Annotated in this window: 15 protein-coding genes; all 15 read left to right on the top strand. The window is 35.7% G+C overall.

Annotation, left to right across the window (positions count from 1 at the left end; genetic code table 11):
• Window positions 1–195 precede the first annotated feature (195 nt).
• Window positions 196–2,637 carry a DNA translocase FtsK gene (locus ACMAYS_RS13780; RefSeq protein ID WP_412463468.1) on the top strand — a complete coding sequence of 814 codons (2,442 nt, stop codon included), beginning with the start codon at window positions 196–198 and terminating at the stop codon, window positions 2,635–2,637.
• A gap of 185 nt (window positions 2,638–2,822) precedes the next feature.
• Window positions 2,823–3,602 carry a 30S ribosomal protein S2 gene (gene rpsB / locus ACMAYS_RS13775; RefSeq protein WP_103217579.1) on the top strand — a complete coding sequence of 260 codons (780 nt, stop codon included), beginning with the start codon at window positions 2,823–2,825 and terminating at the stop codon, window positions 3,600–3,602.
• A 26-nt stretch (window positions 3,603–3,628) separates the two neighbouring features.
• Window positions 3,629–4,513, top strand: a complete 885-nt coding sequence (gene tsf / locus ACMAYS_RS13770) for a translation elongation factor Ts (RefSeq protein WP_103217580.1) — start codon at window positions 3,629–3,631, stop codon at window positions 4,511–4,513.
• A 78-nt stretch (window positions 4,514–4,591) separates the two neighbouring features.
• Window positions 4,592–5,299 carry a UMP kinase gene (gene pyrH, locus ACMAYS_RS13765; RefSeq protein ID WP_021268728.1) on the top strand — a complete coding sequence of 236 codons (708 nt, stop codon included), beginning with the start codon at window positions 4,592–4,594 and terminating at the stop codon, window positions 5,297–5,299.
• 17 nt (window positions 5,300–5,316) lie between these two features.
• Entirely contained in the window at window positions 5,317–5,874 is a 558-nt protein-coding gene (gene frr, locus ACMAYS_RS13760) for a ribosome recycling factor (protein ID WP_103217581.1), read from the top strand.
• Window positions 5,875–5,892: 18 nt separating this feature from the next.
• Window positions 5,893–6,645 (top strand): polyprenyl diphosphate synthase, encoded by a 753-nt coding sequence (gene uppS, locus ACMAYS_RS13755; protein WP_103217989.1) that lies wholly within the window; start codon window positions 5,893–5,895, stop codon window positions 6,643–6,645.
• 11 nt (window positions 6,646–6,656) lie between these two features.
• Window positions 6,657–7,475 carry a phosphatidate cytidylyltransferase gene (locus tag ACMAYS_RS13750; protein WP_103217582.1) on the top strand — a complete coding sequence of 273 codons (819 nt, stop codon included), beginning with the start codon at window positions 6,657–6,659 and terminating at the stop codon, window positions 7,473–7,475.
• Between the two features lie 8 nt (window positions 7,476–7,483).
• Window positions 7,484–9,034, top strand: a complete 1,551-nt coding sequence (rseP, locus tag ACMAYS_RS13745) for an RIP metalloprotease RseP (protein WP_103217583.1) — start codon at window positions 7,484–7,486, stop codon at window positions 9,032–9,034.
• The gene (locus ACMAYS_RS13740; RefSeq protein ID WP_412463467.1) at window positions 9,034–9,630 is read left to right on the top strand and encodes a hypothetical protein; all 597 of its coding nucleotides are present in this window, start codon (window positions 9,034–9,036) and stop codon (window positions 9,628–9,630) included. Before rseP ends, ACMAYS_RS13740 begins: the two co-directional genes overlap by 1 nt.
• A 177-nt stretch (window positions 9,631–9,807) precedes the next feature.
• Window positions 9,808–10,254 (top strand): hypothetical protein, encoded by a 447-nt coding sequence (locus ACMAYS_RS13735; RefSeq protein WP_412463466.1) that lies wholly within the window; start codon window positions 9,808–9,810, stop codon window positions 10,252–10,254.
• A gap of 11 nt (window positions 10,255–10,265) precedes the next feature.
• A complete protein-coding gene (gene pssA, locus ACMAYS_RS13730) occupies window positions 10,266–11,027 on the top strand; it encodes a CDP-diacylglycerol--serine O-phosphatidyltransferase (RefSeq protein WP_103217586.1) in 762 nt (253 codons plus the stop codon).
• On the top strand, window positions 11,008–11,982 hold the full coding sequence (locus ACMAYS_RS13725; RefSeq protein WP_412463465.1) for a hypothetical protein: 975 nt from the start codon (window positions 11,008–11,010) through the stop codon (window positions 11,980–11,982). Before pssA ends, ACMAYS_RS13725 begins: the two co-directional genes overlap by 20 nt.
• Window positions 11,969–12,733 carry a tRNA pseudouridine(38-40) synthase TruA gene (gene truA, locus ACMAYS_RS13720; RefSeq protein ID WP_412463464.1) on the top strand — a complete coding sequence of 255 codons (765 nt, stop codon included), beginning with the start codon at window positions 11,969–11,971 and terminating at the stop codon, window positions 12,731–12,733. Before ACMAYS_RS13725 ends, truA begins: the two co-directional genes overlap by 14 nt.
• Before the next feature lie 103 nt (window positions 12,734–12,836).
• The gene (gene tig, locus ACMAYS_RS13715) at window positions 12,837–14,117 is read left to right on the top strand and encodes a trigger factor (RefSeq protein WP_103217589.1); all 1,281 of its coding nucleotides are present in this window, start codon (window positions 12,837–12,839) and stop codon (window positions 14,115–14,117) included.
• 94 nt (window positions 14,118–14,211) lie between these two features.
• Entirely contained in the window at window positions 14,212–14,958 is a 747-nt protein-coding gene (locus tag ACMAYS_RS13710) for a hypothetical protein (RefSeq protein WP_392993632.1), read from the top strand.
• The last annotated feature ends 6 nt before the right edge of the window (window positions 14,959–14,964 follow it).

Genomic DNA, 14,964 nt, shown 5'->3' with positions numbered 1-14,964 from the left:
CGCTTGCGCCGAAGGTAGTGCCAGGGTCACTTGGTGTGAGACTAGGAAGATGCACCTTCTATATAAAAAGCCAGATCTTAGGATCTGGCTTTTTTTATTTGTGGCCATAAAATTCTTAATTCACTAATTCATGCTTAAATAAGGCTTTTCGGCCTTTTCTTTTGCCTTTACTATCATTTCATATACAATAGTAATATGAAGAAAAATATCCTTAAAACTCAACTAGTTACCCTGTCTATCTTAACATTATTTTCATTTGTTTCTTTTTACTTTGGAAATGATCTACCGGATAACTACTTTACGATTACTTCTAATAATTCAGGAAATATTCTTAGCTATTATTTTTTCTCATTGGTTAAGTTTGGCTCTTACTTTAGTGGGCCTTGGATTTTGATTCCTTTCTTCGTTTTTGCTCTATGCCATACATTTATATATGACAGAAGAGAGTATATGGTGGATATCCTCAATTTTTTCCCATTACTTTTCTTTGCTGGAAGTATTTCATTTTTTCTATTTCAAGATGCTCTTGGAATTGGACTACAGTATATTTTCAAAAATTCATTTACTTCGCTTTGGTTAGGTATTTATAGCGGTGTCGCTTTTGGATTATTTCTTTTGGGTACTTTTAGAGGTGGATTTAAAGAGAGTATCATTAAAGTATTTAATTTTACTAAGGCCGCTCCTAAGAAAGTGGTTCAGGCCAAACAAGCTCTCATTGCTCCATTTGAGAAGAAGAAACCTGTTGCGCAAATTGAGCATGATAATAGTCTACGAAAAAGAATGGATAGCATTCTAAAAGACGATAATAAAGAAAAGGATGAGACTAAGAAAGAGGGATCTTTATTTGCTTCTCTCAATAAAATTAAACCACAAAATATCTTAAAGTCTAAGACTGTTGTTGAAGAGAAAACTGACAATATTGAACAAGATGATGAGGATATTGAAGAAGCAGTAATTAAGCCACAAATTATGAGACCTTCATTTGATGAATCAAATACAGTCGTTCGTACAGCTCCTGATGTTGAAGAAGAAGATCCTAGTGAGGATGTTGATAGTAATACTCCTAGAGAGCCGCAAGTTAAGAAGATTCTTGTAACTGCTCCGCTTAATCGTATGGCAGATACTTCTAGTGATAACCAATATTTTAATATTGTTGATACTGCTACAGAGGCTACGATTGAGAAGGTTTCGAATGAGCCTGATAAGGCATATTTTGAGCAAATTATTACACTTCTTGAATCTAAGCTTACTGAGTTTAAGATTGAGGGTGAAATTGTTAACGTTTTAAAAGGTCCTGTTGTTGATACTTTTGAATTTAGACCAGGGGCCGGTGTTAAGGTTTCTAAGATTGCAGGATTAGCTGATGATTTATCCTTAGCACTCTATGGAGCACCTATTCGTGTTGTTCCTGCAATGATGGGGAAAGATACTGTCGGTGTTGAAGTCCCAAGAAATCCTCGTGATATCATATATTTAGATGAAGTTTTAAGTTCTAAAGAGTTCCAAAATGCTAAATATTCTCTGCCTATTGCGATGGGGAAGAATGCTTTTGGTGAATCTTTTGTTATCGATTTAGCTACTTGTCCACACATGCTTGTAGCAGGTGCTACAGGTGCAGGTAAGTCGGTATTTATTAATTCACTTCTTGTATCACTTCTTGTTAAGAAGTCTCCTAAGAAGATGAAATTAATTCTTATTGACCCTAAACAACTTGAAATGGCCCTGTATGCTAAACTTCCACACTTATTAATGCCTGTTGTAACTGATGCAAAAACTGCTTCAATTGCACTTTTATGGGCATGTCAGGAAATGGATCGTCGTTACGGAATTCTTGCTGAATTTGGTGTTAGAAATATTTCTGGATTCAATGAAAAACTCAAGAGAGCAACTCCAGAAATGCTTGCTAAGATTCACCATCACTATGAAGATACAACGGCCGAAGATTACGAATTACCATATATCGTTATTATTGTAGACGAGTTTGCTGACCTGGTACTTACTAAGGCCGGTAAAGAAATTGAAAATAATATCGCACGTATTGCAGCTAAAGCACGTGCCGCAGGAATTCACTTAGTTCTAGCAACTCAAAGACCTTCTGTTGATGTTATTACTGGTGTTATCAAGTCTAACTTCCCAACTCGTGTTGCCTTTAGAGTATCTTCAAGAACTGACTCAAGTACTATTCTTGATAAAATTGGGGCTGAGAGACTTCTTGGGAAAGGGGATATGCTTTACAAACACGGTATTAATACTCAGCGTGTTCACTCTTCATATGTAGATGAAGTAGAAATCGAAGCCTTAACTCAAAAACTTGAAGCGCTTGAATCAGGATTCGATGAAAAAGCAATGGAATTTCTTGAGAATGGTGGTGAAGTTGAAACAGATGAATACTCTTATGGTTCACATATCACACCTGCATCTTCATCAAGTTCAGGTGATTCTCTTTATGATGAAGCTGTTAAAGTCGTAATGGAATCTCGCTCGGCGTCAGCTTCTATGCTGCAAAGAAGATTGAGAATTGGTTACAATAGAGCAGCAAATCTTATTGAAGAACTTGAAAAGCGCGGGGTAGTAGGACCTGCTCAGGGCGCTAAGCCGCGTCGCGTTCTTGTTGATGGAAGTTCACCAACTCTATAATTCAAAAGGCCCTTTCTTTCGGTAAGTTAGGGCCAATAATTCCTCTAAAAATATTACAAAAAAATATTGAATCCATAGTGTCATCGTGTTAAAAATGCACCATCGCAATATCGCGAAATAAACTACTGCTCGAAGGTTGGTCCGTTCGGTTCGAGTTAGTGTAATTAACCAACTTAGGAGTTCGTATGTCAGAATTAAACATTAATGATCTTTTAAAAGCAGGTGCACACTTTGGTCACCAGACTCACAAGTGGAACCCAAAAATGAAGCCATATGTATTTGGTGAGAGAAACGGTATCTACATTGTTGACCTTGCTAAAACAATTCCATTAGCAAAAAAAGCTTATGACTTCCTTAAGAAAACTTCTTCTGAAGGTAAGCCAATTCTTTTCGTAGCTACAAAAAGACAAGCTTCAGAAACTGTTAAGAATGCTGCTGCATCTTGTGGTGCATACTACGTAACTAACAGATGGCTAGGTGGGATGCTTACAAACTACAAAACAATCAACCTTTCAATCGATAAACTAAGAAAAGTTGAAAAGATGAAAGAAACAGGTGACTTCGAGTTACTAACTAAGAAAGAAAGAATCAAAGTTGGTAAAGAAGTTGAAAAGCTAGAGAAAAACCTTGGTGGTATCAAGGATATGAGAAAGCTTCCAGGTGCTCTTGTTGTTGTTGATCCAAACAATGAAAGAATTGCTGTAAAAGAAGCTAACAAGCTAGGTATTCCTGTTGTTGCAATCGTTGATACTAACTGTGATCCAGAAGGTGTTGACTACGTTGTTCCAGGTAACGACGATGCAATCAAATCGATCACTCTATTCTCAGATTACTTTGCAGGTGCAATTGCATCAAATGCTGGTAAATCTAAGTCTGCTGGTAACCAAGTTACTGATAAGGCACTAGAAGAAGAAATTCTTTCTAAGTATGAGAACGACATCGATTTAGCTGGTGAAGAAGAATAATTAATAAATAATTAGCGAGGTAAAAAATGGCTATTACGGCAAGTGCTGTTAAGGAATTAAGAGAAAAAACTGGTGCAGGAATGATGGACTGTAAAAAAGCTCTATCAGAGACTAACGGTGATGTGGAAGCGGCAATCGATTTCCTAAGAACTAAAGGTCTTGCAACTGCTGCTAAGAAAGCAAGCCGTGTTGCTGCTGAAGGTACTGTAGTATCTCTAGTAGAAGGGAACGCAGGTGTTATTCTTGAAGTTAACTGTGAAACTGACTTTGTTGCTAAAGGTGATGATTTCCAAGGTTTCGCTAATACAGTTGCTGCATGGACTCTTTCAAATAAGCCAGCTTCTATTGAAGAACTTAAAGAAGCTAAGAACTCTGAATCAACTGAACTTACTATGAAATGTGGTGAGAAAATCGACCTAAGAAGATTTGCTGCAGTTGAAACTACAGGTGTTCTTGGATCGTATAACCACGGTGGAAAAATCGGTGTTCTAGTTGATCTAGCTACTGATAAAGCTGATGCTCCAGAAGTTGCGGAACTTGCAAAAGATATCGCAATGCACGTTGCAGCTGCTGCACCTTCTTTCTTAACTGCTGATGATATCGATGAAGATTACAAAAAGCGTGAAGAAGAAGTTTACCGTGCTCAACTTAAAGAAGAAGGTAAACCTGAAAACATGATCGATCAGATCGTTAAAGGTAAACTTGGTAAGCTAGCAAAAGAAGTATGTCTTCTTGAGCAAGTTTTCATCAAGAACCCAGACTTTACTATCAAGAAGCTTGTTGCTGATGTAGCTGGTAAAGTTGGTGGTGACATTACTGTAACTGCTTTCCACAAAATCAATCTTGGAGAAGGGATTGAGAAGAAAGAAGACAACTTAGCGGAAGAAGTTGCTAAGATGACTCAACAGTAAAATTAATTACTAAATACGAGAAAGGGCTTTTTTAAGCCCTTTTTTTTTGCAATTACAGTGTAGTGTTATTGGGGATTTATGAAATATAAAAGAATTTTATTAAAACTTTCTGGTGAGGCCTTAGCTGGTGAAGCTGGTTATGGTGTAACTCACGATGTTCTTAACCAAATTTCAGAAGAGGTTAAAGAGCTAGTCGCAATGGGTGTTGAAGTTGCGATCGTTGTTGGTGGTGGTAATATTCACCGTGGTGTAGCAGGTGCTACAAGAGGTATGGACCGTACTTCTTCAGATCATATGGGTATGTTGGCGACTGTCATAAATGCGCTTGCTATGCAGGATTCTCTTGAGCAAAAAGGTGTATTTACGAGAGTAATGTCGGCTATTAATATGCAAGAAGTTTGTGAACCTTATATCAGACGTCGCGCAGAGAGACACCTTGAGAAGAAACGTGTTGTTATCTTTGCAGCAGGTACTGGTAATCCTTACTTCACAACAGATACAGCGGCAGCTTTAAGAGCAAATGAAATTGACGCACAGGTAATTTTTAAAGCAACAAAAGTTGACGGAATCTATGATAAAGATCCAATGAAATATGATGACGCAGTTAAGTTTGATCAATTAAAATATATCGACGTATTAAATAAAGGAATTAAAGTAATGGATTCTGCAGCTATCTCACTTTGTATGGATAATGAGATGGAAATTGTGGTATTTAATATGTTTGAAAAAGGTAATATTGCTAAGGCCGTAGCTGGTGAAAGCATTGGAACTAAAGTTATTAAATAATTTATAAGAGGTATATTATGATTAATGAAATTAAATCATCATTAGAAACTGGTATGTCAAAATCAATTGATTCTTTAAAGCATCAATTAACAAAAATCAGAACTGGTCGTGCATCAGCTTCTGTTTTAGATGGTATAACTGTTGATTACTATGGTTCTCCAACTCCTGTTAATCAAGTTGGACAAATTTCAACTCCAGAAGCAAGACTTCTTCAGATTCAACCATTTGATAAAACACTTATCAGTGAAATTGAAAAATCAATTATCAATGCTAACTTAGGTCTAAACCCATCAAACGATGGTAATCTAATTAGAATTGCTTTCCCTGCACTAACTGAGCAAACAAGAAAAGAGCAGGTAAAAGAAATTAAAAAAATTGGTGAAGATAGTAAGATTGCAATTCGTAACGTACGTCGTGATGGAAATGAACTTGTGAAAAAAGCTGAAAAAGCAAAAGAGATTTCTGAAGATGATTCTAAGAAATTTCAAACTGAAATTCAGACTGTAACTGATAAGTATACTAAACAAGTTGATGAAATCATTGCTGCTAAAGAGAAAGAGCTTCTTACTCTTTAATCTTTATTTGAATTAATGATGAACTTTCAAACTTCTAAATTAAAACATGTTGCAATTATAATGGATGGCAATGGGCGCTGGGCACAGAACCGCGCCCATCGTCGTGTATGGGGACATGTGCGTGGAAGTTCTGTTGTTAGTGATGTCGTAGAAAAAGCTGACGACATGGGGATTAAGGCCCTAACACTTTATGCATTCTCTACTGAGAATTGGGGCCGCCCACCTTCTGAAATTAGAACTCTTTTTCTTCTTTTAAAGAAGTTCCTTATTAAAGAAAGAACGAGAGTTTTAAAAAATAATATTAAATTTAATATTATTGGTGATATTTCAAAACTTCCTAAAGATACAATTGAAATTATTAATCGACTAAAAGAAGAGTCGAAAGATAATACAGGATTAAAATTAACTTTTGCTTTTGGCTATGGTGGACGTGCAGAAATTATAAGTGCGGTAAATAAGCTAATTGCTGAAGATATTGAAGTGACTGAGGAGAATATCTCTCAAGCTCTTCATGCCCCTGAGTTAGGTGATGTCGACCTAATGATTAGAACTGGGGGAGATCAAAGAATCTCAAACTTTCTATTATGGCAGATTGCATATGGTGAGCTGTATTTTACAGAAACAATGTGGCCAAATTTCACAAGTAAAGAATTTGAAAATATTATTTATGAAGTTGAAAAACGTGAAAGACGTTTTGGACAAGTTTCTGAGACTGAATCGCTTGCTGCTTCTAAAAATAAGATTAGAAAGAATATTAGATTAATAAATTAAACGGATTTAAAATGACAAATACTCAAAAAAGAGTCCTATCTGCCATTGTAATGATAGGTATCGTCGCATTAGCATATTCTATTGGAGTCATTGGTATTGAAGCATTACTTATCGTTGTAAGTGCTGCTTGCTTTTATGAATTTGCTAAAAACTTTCTGTCCCTTAAAGTTACAGGGATTTTCACACTGATTAATTTTGTTTTCTTACTTGGAATCCAATTCTGGGCGATGAACAATCCTCATGTTTTTGAAGGTTTTTTAATTCCTTCTATTGGCTGTCTTTTAAATCTTGTTCTAATTGGTTACTTGTTCGTTTCTCCTATGGAGTCGATGAATTTTGTTAATTTACTTAAACGAGTTACTATCTTGAGTATGGTGATGTTTTTGATCCCATTTCTTAATCTTCATTCACTTCTTAATCGAAGCAACTGGCAAGCTCTTGTAATTATTCTATTAGTTTTTAACTTTGGGATGGATACGGGCGCATGGTTCTTTGGTAAGAACTTCGGAAAAACGAAATTGTGGGCGGCCGTAAGCCCTAATAAAACAGTTGAGGGCCTAATTGGAGGTGCTGCAACATCAGGATTATTAGGAACTTTAGTTTGGTATTATTTAATAGGCGATTTTGCGGTAAAATATATACTGATCTTTTTTATTTTAGGTATTTTGAGTCAGGTCGGGGATTTGATTCAGTCTAAATTGAAAAGACAAATAGGTGTAAAGGATAGCTCGAATTTAATTCCTGGACACGGAGGAGTTTACGATCGAATCGATAGTCTTCTTTTTGTCATTCCGTTTTACACACTATTGTTGAGTTATAAAATTTTATAAGGGTTAGTATGTTAGAGAAAATAGTTATATTTATTTTATTTTTAGGGCCACTAGTATTTTTTCATGAATTAGGACACTTCTTATTTGCCAGACTTTTTGGAGTAAGAGTTGAAGTTTTTTCAATTGGCTTTGGTCCAAAATTATTTAGATGGAAAAAAGGTGATACAGAGTACGCAATCTCACTAATTCCACTTGGTGGTTACGTTAAGATGTTTGGGGATGACCCATTCAATAAAGATGGTATCTCTGAAGAAGAAAAGAAGTTCTCTTTTATTCATAAGAAGAAATGGCAAAGATTTTGGATCGTATTCGGTGGTCCACTTGCTAACTTCATCCTTGCTTTCTTTATTTTCTTTGCCCTTTTCCTGACAGGAGAAAAAGTTCCAGAAATTAAAATTGGAAATGTAGCGAAAGAAACTCGCTTTTATAAATTAGGTTTTAGAAGTGGTGATATTGTAAATAAAGTAAACGAGCATCTAGTTACTTCTCCTAGCGATATCGTTCTGGAGAGTGATGGGCATATTAGCTCACTAACAGTTGTTCGCCTTGGGAAGAAAGAAGTTGTGAAGGTTGATATGAAACCTGAGCAATTTTTTGAAGAGATGGTTAATTATCCACCTTTCTTACTACTTCCTATCGTCAAATCAGCAGATGGAAATCTGTTTATTGTTTCAAAAGGGAAGGGGCCAAATATTGATTACAGCCTAGAGGAATTAGCAGTTGAGGGTGGTCACTTAGATATTTATCCGATTAAGTCTATTGATAATGAAACTAGTCAGCCAATTTTCGATAAAGATGCTAAACCTGTTACTCACTTAGATGTAACAAATGGTCTTAAGCATGCCCTATTTACTAATAACTATTTCCCAATGGACTTAGTTGTTAAAAGTGTTCAAATGAAGTCTCCTGCAGATAAGGCAGGTCTTTTGGCCGGTGATATTATCACTACGGTCAATGGAAAAGAGGTTAATTCATTTGATGAACTTAGAGGTGAGATTCAGGAAAACGAAGGTCAAGCTTCACTAAAAGTTATCAGAAAAGGTGAGATTAAAGAATTTAATATCACACCTGATGTTAGAACTGAAAATGGAGTGACTGTTAAGCTAATCGGTGTTTACAGCAACGGTATTTATGCTGCCGGGAAGTATGTTACAACTGAACCGATGAATTTCTTTAAGGCAATTCCAAGAAGCTTTTATCGTACTTGGGATGGAGTTGTTAAAACATTTGAAGGCTTTAAAAAGCTAATCACGGCAGAGGTTTCTCTAAAGAATATTGGTGGGCCACTTACAATTGGAAAAGTTGCTTCTGATTCTTTTAATACTTCAATCTCTTATTTTTTCCAGTTGATGGCGCTGATCTCTATCAACCTTGGTGTTATTAATCTTTTCCCAATTCCAGTATTAGATGGTGGGCATATTGTTTTTCTTATTTTAGAAGCGATTAACGGTGGACCACTTTCAAGAAGAAAGTTAGAAATTGCTCAGCAATTTGGACTCTCGATCTTATTACTATTAATGATTGGTGCATTATTTAACGATTTTACGCGATTCTTCTAATGATTTACTTATTTATAGATACATCACATCTTCTGCACTTTGGAATTCTTGATGAGAACTTCTCTTGGATAGAAGATGTTGTTGTTGAAACTAAGAAGACCTCTGAGGTTCTTCATGAAAATATTCACGCTCTACTTTCAAAGAACGGTTTTGATATAAGTCATATTAAAGGTCTTATCTCAATTGCTGGCCCAGGATCTTATACTGGAATGAGGGTCGGGGAAGGCCTTGCTCAAATTTTTGAGTTAGATGATATTGAAGTTTACTCTTTTTACAGTTCAGATATTCCAAGTATTCTTGGAGAGAATTCAACTCATTGGATGTTCCCTGCTTTTAAAAAAGAGTATTATATTCGTACAAATGATAATGAAAAGCTTCTGACACAAGAAGAATTTGAAGCGTTTTGCTCGGGTATTGTGGATAAGTCGCTTTTATATACTCATGGAGAAAATGAGCTTTCTGATCGCTGCGAAGGGGATACAAGAGAAGTTCTTCGTAAGAATCCTGCCTCAATCTTTGCTAAAGTTGTAAGTGAGAAAATGAGACAGAGGCCATACTATTTTCGACCTCTTCACGTCGAATTTAAAAAGTCTTAGTATGACATGTCAGTTGAATATTGATAAATTATTAAAGTGAAAATATTTTATCTATCAAAGTCCACAATCAACTTTATTATAGTAGTAGCATTTCTATTATTACTATTATTCGGCTTTTATTTATTCTTATTTTTCTTTGTTATTGTAGGATTATTTCTTTTCTTATTTAGAAGAAAATTGAGCTCATTCAAAGAAGACCAAGTTACAACTCGTGGCTCTATCTATGCGCCTGTAACAGGAAAGGTTATTGGTATTGATAAAATTTCTAATGACGTTTCAGAGTTATCAATAAGAATGGGACTATTGAGTGGATATGGGATATATTTACCAATTTCAGCGAGAGTAAATAACGTGATCTTCAAAGATAAAGACTTTGGAACAAAAGTTACGTTAGAAGACTCTAATGAGAGAAAGATTAGATTGTATTTTATAAATTCATTTTTTAAACGTGACCCAGAGTTAATTGTACTACCGGGAGACCTAGGAAGAAGGCAAGTTGATATTGGCTTTTATCCATTTGGTGCTACCGTCAAGATGCAAGTTGAAAACTCTGAACTCCTCGTGGCCGTTAATGAAAAGGTTAGGGGTGGAGAAACGATAGTAGGTCGCTACTTAGAAGAATAAAAGGAATTCAAATGACTAGATATGACGGACAACCACATAAACTAACTTTTTTCTTACCTAATATATTTACTGCTTTAAATATGGGCTGCGGTTTCGCATCAATTATCATGGCCATGAAGGGAATGTTTTATCCTGCATGTATGATTCTACTATTAGGTGCAATTTTTGATAGTGTTGATGGGAGAGTTGCACGTTTGACTGGTACTCAGTCTCAATTTGGTGAACAATTTGATTCAATTAGTGATGTCATCTCTTTTGGGATGGCGCCGGCTTTAATTATCTATTTTAAGTTCTTTCAAAACTTAGGTCGTCCGGGAATGGTGATTTCATTCTTATATCTACTTTGTGGTGCTCTAAGACTTGCAAGATTTAATGCTAATATTAATAAGGTTCCATCTAATTATTTCCAAGGTCTTCCAATTCCAGGAGGAGCGCTTGCGATTATTGGATTTATAATGGTAACGCTGGAGTTTAACTTTGGTGAGTATCAAAGTTATTACGCTGCTGCATATGTAATTTTCTATTCCCTACTAATGATCTCAAATATTCCGTTTAATTCGTTTAAAAACTCGGATTACGTAAGAAAAAATCGCCGCAAGGTCCTTGCATTAATTCTTCTCATTCTAGTATTAATCCTTATTTACGAGCAACTAATGATTTTTGTGCTGATTACTGCCTATGTTGTTGGATGTTTAGTGTATAATATTTTTAATAAGGATACTAAAGTTGAACTATTCGACTGGGAAGAAAAAGATGAAGAAAGCGAGTCTTAAAAAACTCTTAATTTGTACATTATTAGTTGTTAGTGGGAAGAGTTTCTCTGTTGATTTTAATCAACCTCTACCTGGTGAGTTAGACTCATCAACTTCTCCTTATGAAAATGATAACGGTACAAGTGAAGAAGAGGATAAGAACTCATTTCCAAATGTATTTGGTTCAACACCTCAGCAGTATACTGAAGAAGAGCTAAAAAATGCAGTAATGAACTCGCAAGATAAAGAGTGGCTAAAAACAGCTACTGATGAAGGTTCAATTCTGATAGACCCAAGTCCGAATTCATATGTTGAGTATAAAACAGAAGACTTATTAAGAGATATGTATCAGAAAGCTGATACTCAAATTGGCTTTACGTATATCTACGATACTTTTGACTACGCTGATAGCACGGGAACTTTTGAGTCGACTTTCCAAAGTGATGACTCCGCGGCTGACTCTGTTCAAGCTGGTTACTTAACATTTAACTATAGAAAATATTTTCAACGAAATATTGTCTCTACTTTCTTTCAAGGAAATCTTGGAGTTTCATTCAACTCTGGAAAAGGAAAGTTTGGAGACGGCTCTCTTTCTCGTACAACGTTTAACCTATGGCTATTTCCAATTGATTTAAACCTTGGGGCAAAATTAAATTTTGGAAAGAAAGTATCAATAACAGCACAAGGTGGAGCTGTGGTTGCTCCAATATGGCAAAACAGAGATGACCGTGAGCAAGGCGATGATGATAAAGATATTCGCCAAGTAGGTTATGGTTATAATGCTTCTGCTTCAATTGATTTTTCAATTTATAATATCTTCCCAAACTTTGGAATGGATCTTAAAAAGTTCAGTGATGTTAGTGATATGAGCATTAGCCTCATGGCCAAAACCATGGATATTTCAGGATTTAAAAGAGAAGACTTTAGCGTAAGTGGAATGTCTTTTGGGATAGGTTTCAACTTTGAGTATCTATAAAGTTACTTTTTCATACGATGGAACTAATTACTTTGGTTGGCAAAAACAAATTGGCCAACAAAGTATTCAAGGTGAGATCGAAAGAGTTTTAAAGCAAATTTCAAAATCGGATGAGTTACAAGTTGTAGGTTGCGGAAGAACAGATACAGGTGTTCACGCTGTCTATCAAGTTACTCGTATAACTCTTGCTATTGATATTGATCCAAAAGCTTTAATGCGTGCATTAAATAGTCAGTTACCAGAGGAAATTAGAGTTATTGACTCCGAGTTTGCCCCTGAAGATTTTCAACCAGTATTCAATTCAAAGAGTAAGACATATCGCTATGTATTTTCTCTTAAAAGAGAATCAAATCCGTTTTTGAAAAACTATGTGACCTATCTAGGAAAGCAACTGAGCCTCGATAAGTTAAATGAAGCTTGCCAGCTTTTTATTGGTGAGCATAACTTCGAAGGCTTTTCCACAAAAGGTACTCCCGTAAAGTCGACAATTAGAAGAGTGACTAGTTGCGCAATACAAGAGAGTCAAATGAGCTATGGTCCAGGCTTACAAGAAGATGTCCTGATCTTAGAAATCACAGGTAATGGGTTTCTAAAGCAGATGGTTCGTCTGATCGTTTCAAGTATTTGGTCGTACGCTCAAGGCAAGATTTCAAAAGAAGTTATTGTGAAACAATTGACTGAGCCAAGTACTGAAAAGGTCGCTCCGACCGCACCTCCACAGGGCCTATTTTTGGTTAAGGTTGAGTATTAGGCCAATTGAAACCCCTTATATTCATTGACTTTTTGCCATATTCTAGCTAATTTCGGCTATTCATAATGTTAATATTGTCGCATAGCGAAGTGAGGATTTATTCATGACTTATAAAGTAGAACAAGTTAATGACTGCACAAAAAAATTATCTTTTTCATTCGAAAACTTAGATCTAACTGAACAAATTACTGTTGCTCTTAAAGAGAAACAAAAATCAGTTTCAATCAAAGGTTTCAGAAAAGGTAAAGCGCCAATCGCTATGGTTGAGAAACTATACCGTCCACAGGTTGAAGGAGATGCTCTAAATCGTTTCGTTCAAAAGGAATTATTTGAAGCAATTAATAAAGAAGATCTTAAAGTAGTTGGATACCCTAACTTTGAAAATATGGATTACAAAGATGGAAAGTCTGTATCATTTGATGCAGTAGTTGAAATCTTCCCAACTGTTGAGCTTAAAGATTACTCAAAGCTTTCTTTCACAAAAGATGCTGTTGAAGTAACTGAAGAAGATGTTGAAAAAGTACGTAAGAACTACCTAGCTCCAAGAGCAGAAATGGTAGAAGCTGCTGAAGGTACAGCACTAGCTAATGGACTATTCGCAGTTATGAACTTCGAAGGTGAAAAAGCTGATGGTGAAAAACCAGAAAATATGAAAGGTGAAGAGTACCTTCTAGAGATCGGTTCTGGACAATTTATTCCAGGTTTCGAAGATCAAATGGTTGGTATGAAAGCAGGTGAAAAGAAAACTTTAGAAGTTACTTTTCCATCTGAGTACCACGTAGAAGAGCTTAAAGAAGCAAATGTTAAGTTCCACGTTGAACTTCTAGAAATTAAAGAAAGAAAACTTCCAGATTTTACTGACGAAGTAGCTAAAGAATTAGGATTTGAATCAGTTGAAGATTTCAAAGTAAAAACAAAAGAAAACCTAACTAAGCAAAATGAAAGACAAGCAGCTGAAAAGTTAAACCAAGAAATTCTTGAAAAACTAATCTCTGAAAATAGCTTTGATGTTCCAACTACTATGGTTGCTCAACAAAAAGAACACCTAAAGAACGACCTTGCTAACAACCTTAAGCAACAAGGTTTCACTGAAGATATGCTAGGTGAGTACTTTGAGAAGTGGGCAGGTGACTTAGATGAAAAAGCTCTTTTCCAAGTTAAGTCTGGTCTAATCCTTGATCACCTTGCAAGCAAGTTTGAAGTTGAATCAACAGATGCTGACTTTGATGCAAAAATCGAAGAAAGTGCAAGCCTTTCAGGTCTAACTGCTGACCAAGTAAAAGAATTCTACACAAGAGATGAGCGTATGAAAGCAAACCTTATGTATGCTATCCGTGAAGAAAAAACTTTTGCAAAACTTCACTCAGAATTAAAAATTAAATAATACCTTTGGGCCCGCTTTTAGCGGGCCTTTTAGTTCCGTCTTCAAATTTTTATAAATTCTAATATAATTAATCATATTTATTATAGGAGAGTTTATGAAATATCTTAGTTTCTTATTTGTTTTATCTACCTTAGTAAGTTGTGCTCAACTTGATTACAATATTCCAACTTCTCGTATGGATGGACCTGAGACAACAGGAGGACTAGGACAATTTGATGTCGCAATAGGGGTCGCTAGTGGTTATGATGTTGATCTAGCAGAAGGCTATGATTTTATAATTAGCGGAACAACAACTGATGAGTCTGTAAGTGGACCTGAGCCATTACTTACCTTCAAAGGGAATGTTGGACTCTTGCCAAGACTAGATATTGGCCTACAAACTTATCCTGATACTTCTGACCTATTAAAAGTAAAATATCAATTTATTGGTGGAGATAGAAAGACAGTTGGTTTAAAGATGTCTGTGCAAGGAGAGTTTGGTTTTGGTTATCATGAAGATGGATCTTTAAATACTGATTCAACGGTATATACAACAGATCTAAAGGCCAAGTCTCTAGGAGCTTCGTTAAATATTGGTTACCGTGTGAATCCATCGATGCTATTTTACTTAAATACAGTATTTATGGAATATAAAGTTGATGGAGTTCTTAAAGATGGTGCGACGGTTTCTTATGATGGACAACAGTCTCCAGAAGTTATCTTAGTTCTCCCTGGAGTACGATTTGATTTCGATAGTGCGTATGTTCAAGTGGAGACAGGCTATTCATTTTTAAACTCTTCTTATGAAGATAGAAATTCTGATGATTTCACATATGGTCTAAGTTTAGGTTATACGTTTTAAATAAAG

The sequence above is a fragment of the Halobacteriovorax sp. RT-2-6 genome, assembly GCF_047085025.1.
GTDB lineage: Bacteria > Bdellovibrionota > Bacteriovoracia > Bacteriovoracales > Bacteriovoracaceae > Halobacteriovorax_A.
The sequence above is the reverse complement of the archived record's forward strand: the minus strand, read 5'-3'. Positions and strand labels throughout refer to the sequence as shown.

Excerpts from the sequence above, each read along its gene's own strand:
- ACMAYS_RS13710 (WP_392993632.1), top strand. The coding sequence starts at position 14,212 with ATGAAATATCTTAGTTTCTTATTTGTTTTATCTACCTTAGTAAGTTGT.
- ACMAYS_RS13780 (WP_412463468.1), top strand. The coding sequence starts at position 196 with ATGAAGAAAAATATCCTTAAAACTCAACTAGTTACCCTGTCTATCTTA.
- ACMAYS_RS13725 (WP_412463465.1), top strand. The coding sequence starts at position 11,008 with ATGAAGAAAGCGAGTCTTAAAAAACTCTTAATTTGTACATTATTAGTT.
- pyrH (WP_021268728.1), top strand. The coding sequence starts at position 4,592 with ATGAAATATAAAAGAATTTTATTAAAACTTTCTGGTGAGGCCTTAGCT.
- rpsB (WP_103217579.1), top strand. The coding sequence starts at position 2,823 with ATGTCAGAATTAAACATTAATGATCTTTTAAAAGCAGGTGCACACTTT.
- ACMAYS_RS13740 (WP_412463467.1), top strand. The coding sequence starts at position 9,034 with ATGATTTACTTATTTATAGATACATCACATCTTCTGCACTTTGGAATT.
- rseP (WP_103217583.1), top strand. The coding sequence starts at position 7,484 with ATGTTAGAGAAAATAGTTATATTTATTTTATTTTTAGGGCCACTAGTA.
- frr (WP_103217581.1), top strand. The coding sequence starts at position 5,317 with ATGATTAATGAAATTAAATCATCATTAGAAACTGGTATGTCAAAATCA.
- tsf (WP_103217580.1), top strand. The coding sequence starts at position 3,629 with ATGGCTATTACGGCAAGTGCTGTTAAGGAATTAAGAGAAAAAACTGGT.
- pssA (WP_103217586.1), top strand. The coding sequence starts at position 10,266 with ATGACTAGATATGACGGACAACCACATAAACTAACTTTTTTCTTACCT.
- tig (WP_103217589.1), top strand. The coding sequence starts at position 12,837 with ATGACTTATAAAGTAGAACAAGTTAATGACTGCACAAAAAAATTATCT.
- uppS (WP_103217989.1), top strand. The coding sequence starts at position 5,893 with ATGAACTTTCAAACTTCTAAATTAAAACATGTTGCAATTATAATGGAT.
- ACMAYS_RS13750 (WP_103217582.1), top strand. The coding sequence starts at position 6,657 with ATGACAAATACTCAAAAAAGAGTCCTATCTGCCATTGTAATGATAGGT.